Below are 3,252 nucleotides of genomic sequence, written 5' to 3' on the forward strand. Positions count from 1 at the left end.
GCGTAGTGCTTTACGAGAAAGAATCATTTGTTTTTCAAAACGTCCTGTTCCCACCATGCCTAGGATACGTCTTTTTTTTCCTTTATTAGAGAATTCTAAGTCTTCGTTAAAAGTATCTGGGTATAAAATAATTCCACTTAAATTATTATAATACCATTCTTTAAAACCAAACACAGGAATAACTGCACTGGCAGCAATTAAGACTTTATCTAGAGTTTCAATGTTTATAGAAACCCCATCTATATGTACTTCACTTAAAAAAGCCATCATTCGTTTTTGAAATAATACCTGTTTAGATGCCGATAGGTTTCTGTAAAATAAAACATGTTCTAATAAAATAGGGTGCCAATCTTTAGGGAAAGTGGCTACCGGTTTTCTTTTTATTTTTGATAGGGCAATAATAGCAAAACCAACTAAAAAGCCAAAAATGATAAATGTAATCATGTAAATTAATATAGGATTAATTTTCTATTATAAAATTGTAATAACAGCAACTAAATATAAGAACTATAATTATATTCGCTTAACTAAAAATAAAATTATGCTTAAAGCAGTACTTTTTGATATGGATGGGGTTATTGTAGATACAGAACCGTTGCATCATAAAGCGTATTATATGATGTTTGATGCGTTTAATATTGAGGTGTCTACAGCCTTATACGAATCGTTTACAGGGCAATCTACTATAAACATTTGCAGACGTTTATGCGACCACTTTAATTTAAGTAATGATCCTGAAGAATTAGTACAGAGTAAGCGTTCTGCTTTTACAAATTTATTCCATAATGATCCTAGTTTACAACTTATTGATGGTGTTTTAGATTTAATAAAAGATTATTATAATAATGGTGTTACGTTAGTATTAGCATCTTCTGCCTCTATGTTTACTATAAACAATGTATTTATGCGCTTTAACTTAGATCAGTATTTTATTGCTAAACTAAGTGGTGCCGATTTAAAAGCGTCTAAACCACATCCAGAAATTTTTGAAAAAGCAGCAAAAGTATCGGGACATAAAAGAGAGGAGTGTATTGTTATTGAGGACTCTACAAACGGTATTAAAGCCGCTAAAGCTGCGGGTGTTTATTGCGTTGGATTTGATAGTATAAATTCTAAGAACCAAGATTATAGTTTAGCAGATATGGTAATTAACGATTTTAAATCTATTAGATATGAGGCCATAAAAACATTTTCGGTAATAAAATAAACAGAATCTATTGTTTGGCTTTTTTAGTATATTTAAAATGTTCTAATAAATAGCGTATTTATACGGGGGTCTATAATTAAAGTAATCCTTATTTTTATCACACCATAAAATAACTAACTAAAACTAAACAAAATGGCCGATACCAATCCTATTACGCCAAAAACAACTACACCTAAAGTAGAAACAAAAGCGACTACACCTAAAACTAATACAACAAAAAAAGGAGCATCAAAAAAAACAACATCCACTCCTAAAGCTACAATACAACCTAGCGCAACCACAAACACAAACAAAGCGACTGTAACAGACCAGAATATAAAACCGATAGATACAGCAAAATCGGGCATTTCTCAGCAAGTTATAGATAAATTAAGTTTAGAGATAAATAACATGTTATCTTTTGCTGTGTATAATGGAATTATAATAAATACAGAAGTAAACGCATTAATACAAAATAGTAATGTAGACGATTTAATTAATGCTCATAATTTATTGTGCAAAAACATAGCGCCTGCTACCCCAAAATCTATAGAGTATACCAAAAAGCTTCATGAAAAAGGCCAGGATAAAACCTTTTTTAGTAAACTTCCTTTAGTACGAAACTTAATATTATTAGCAATTTTCTTTTTAGCAGTTTTTATATTTACTGGTCAAACTAAAGAAGTAAGTAATGAATCTTTAGATCAAGGTATGATGGCAAATAATGGTATTAATTTGTTACTTAACTTAGGGTATTTAGCATCTGTTTCTGGACTTGGTGTTCTATTTTCTATATTAAAAAGAGTAAGTGCTTCAGTTTTAAACGGAACTTTAGTTCCAGAAGAAACAATGGAATATGCTGCACAAATTGTATTAGGTATTATAGCTGGATTATTAATGTCTGAAGTTATTTCCTTTTATACTACAGATGCCGAAGCTATTAATTTATTTAATAAAAGTGTTTTAGCTCTTATAGGTGGGTTTTCTTCCGAAGCTATTTTTAGTATATTACAAGGTGTAATAGATAGAGTGAAAAACATTTTCGTACCAACAAAAAATGCTTAAAAGTTATGGTTACAGAAGCAGAATTTAATGCTGTTATACCAGATGTAAATTGGAATTATGCTAAGCCTTATGCGCCTTTATTTATAGCAATTGTAGACAATTATGAAATAAATACACCACTAAGGCAAGCTCATTTTTTAGCGCAGATAACGCATGAAAGTGGTGGCTTTAAGTATGTTACAGAAAATTTAAATTACTCTGGTAAAGCACTATATAATATTTTTAGAAAATATTTTCCTACTTTAGATAGTACTATCAACTATGCAAGAAAACCAGAAAAAATAGCAAATAGAGTATATGCTAATAGAATGGGAAATGGCGCAGAGTCTAGTGGAGAAGGATGGAAGTATAGGGGAAGAGGCCTAATACAATTAACAGGGAAATCTAATTACGAATCCTTTTCTAAAGCCGTAAATAAGGACTTTATTGCTAATCCAGATTTAGTTGCTACACCTCAATGGGCATTAGCTTCTGCTTGTTGGTTTTGGAAACAAAGAAAAATTAACCAATATGCAGATGCAGATGATATACATATGGTAACTAAGCGCATTAATGGTGGTTTTAATGGATTAGAACATAGACAGCATTATTTGGATGAATATAAAAAGTTATTTAAAATATAATAACAGAATCAAGTCGATATTAACATATATAACTAATGAAAAAACAAACTATAATTATTGCATGTATAACAAGTTTAATGTGCTTTGCTTGTGCTAGCATACCAAGCTCTACAGTAACATTAACACAAGAGGTTATAAAGGAAGCAGACCAAATGCACCAATTAAACATTACTTTGGTAAACCAATTGTTTGAAGAACGAAAGCAAGTGATTAATTCTTTTATAACTAACCAATATACACCAACATTGATAAAGAATTATGAGAAACTGTTACCAGATACTTTAGATTATAAGAAATCGCTTCCAAAAATAATGGAAAGTATTATACCTGTTATTAATAGAAAAAAAGATTCTTTACAAAATGTATTAAGTGCACAAC

General features: G+C 30.2%; 5 protein-coding genes. 4 read left to right on the forward strand and 1 reads right to left on the reverse strand.

Features of this window, described 5'->3' with window-relative positions; all coding sequences use genetic code 11:
* On the reverse strand, nt 1-444 hold a 444-nt coding region (locus ACVC2P_RS19475), incomplete at its 3' end, for a zinc-dependent peptidase (RefSeq protein WP_452600115.1).
* A gap of 97 nt (nt 445-541) precedes the next feature.
* Between ACVC2P_RS19475 and ACVC2P_RS19480 the strand changes: the two genes are divergently transcribed.
* The 4 genes from ACVC2P_RS19480 to ACVC2P_RS19495 all read left to right on the forward strand — a co-directional run.
* Nucleotides 542-1,207 (forward strand): HAD family hydrolase, encoded by a 666-nt coding sequence (locus ACVC2P_RS19480; RefSeq protein ID WP_452600116.1) that lies wholly within the window; start codon nt 542-544, stop codon nt 1,205-1,207.
* Between the two features lie 132 nt (nt 1,208-1,339).
* Entirely contained in the window at nt 1,340-2,251 is a 912-nt protein-coding gene (locus tag ACVC2P_RS19485; protein ID WP_452600117.1) for a hypothetical protein, read from the forward strand.
* A gap of 5 nt (nt 2,252-2,256) precedes the next feature.
* Nucleotides 2,257-2,874, forward strand: coding sequence for a glycoside hydrolase family 19 protein (locus ACVC2P_RS19490; protein WP_452600118.1), 618 nt, complete (start codon nt 2,257-2,259; stop codon nt 2,872-2,874).
* A 35-nt stretch (nt 2,875-2,909) separates the two neighbouring features.
* The coding region (locus ACVC2P_RS19495; protein ID WP_452600119.1) for a hypothetical protein at nt 2,910-3,252 on the forward strand (343 nt) is incomplete at its 3' end.

The organism is Pontimicrobium sp. MEBiC01747 (assembly GCF_053601635.1).

What these genes read in the sequence shown, in the direction of transcription:
- ACVC2P_RS19480 (WP_452600116.1), top strand. Translation starts at nt 542, where the DNA reads ATGCTTAAAGCAGTACTTTTTGATATGGATGGGGTTATTGTAGATACA.
- ACVC2P_RS19485 (WP_452600117.1), top strand. Translation starts at nt 1,340, where the DNA reads ATGGCCGATACCAATCCTATTACGCCAAAAACAACTACACCTAAAGTA.
- ACVC2P_RS19490 (WP_452600118.1), top strand. Translation starts at nt 2,257, where the DNA reads ATGGTTACAGAAGCAGAATTTAATGCTGTTATACCAGATGTAAATTGG.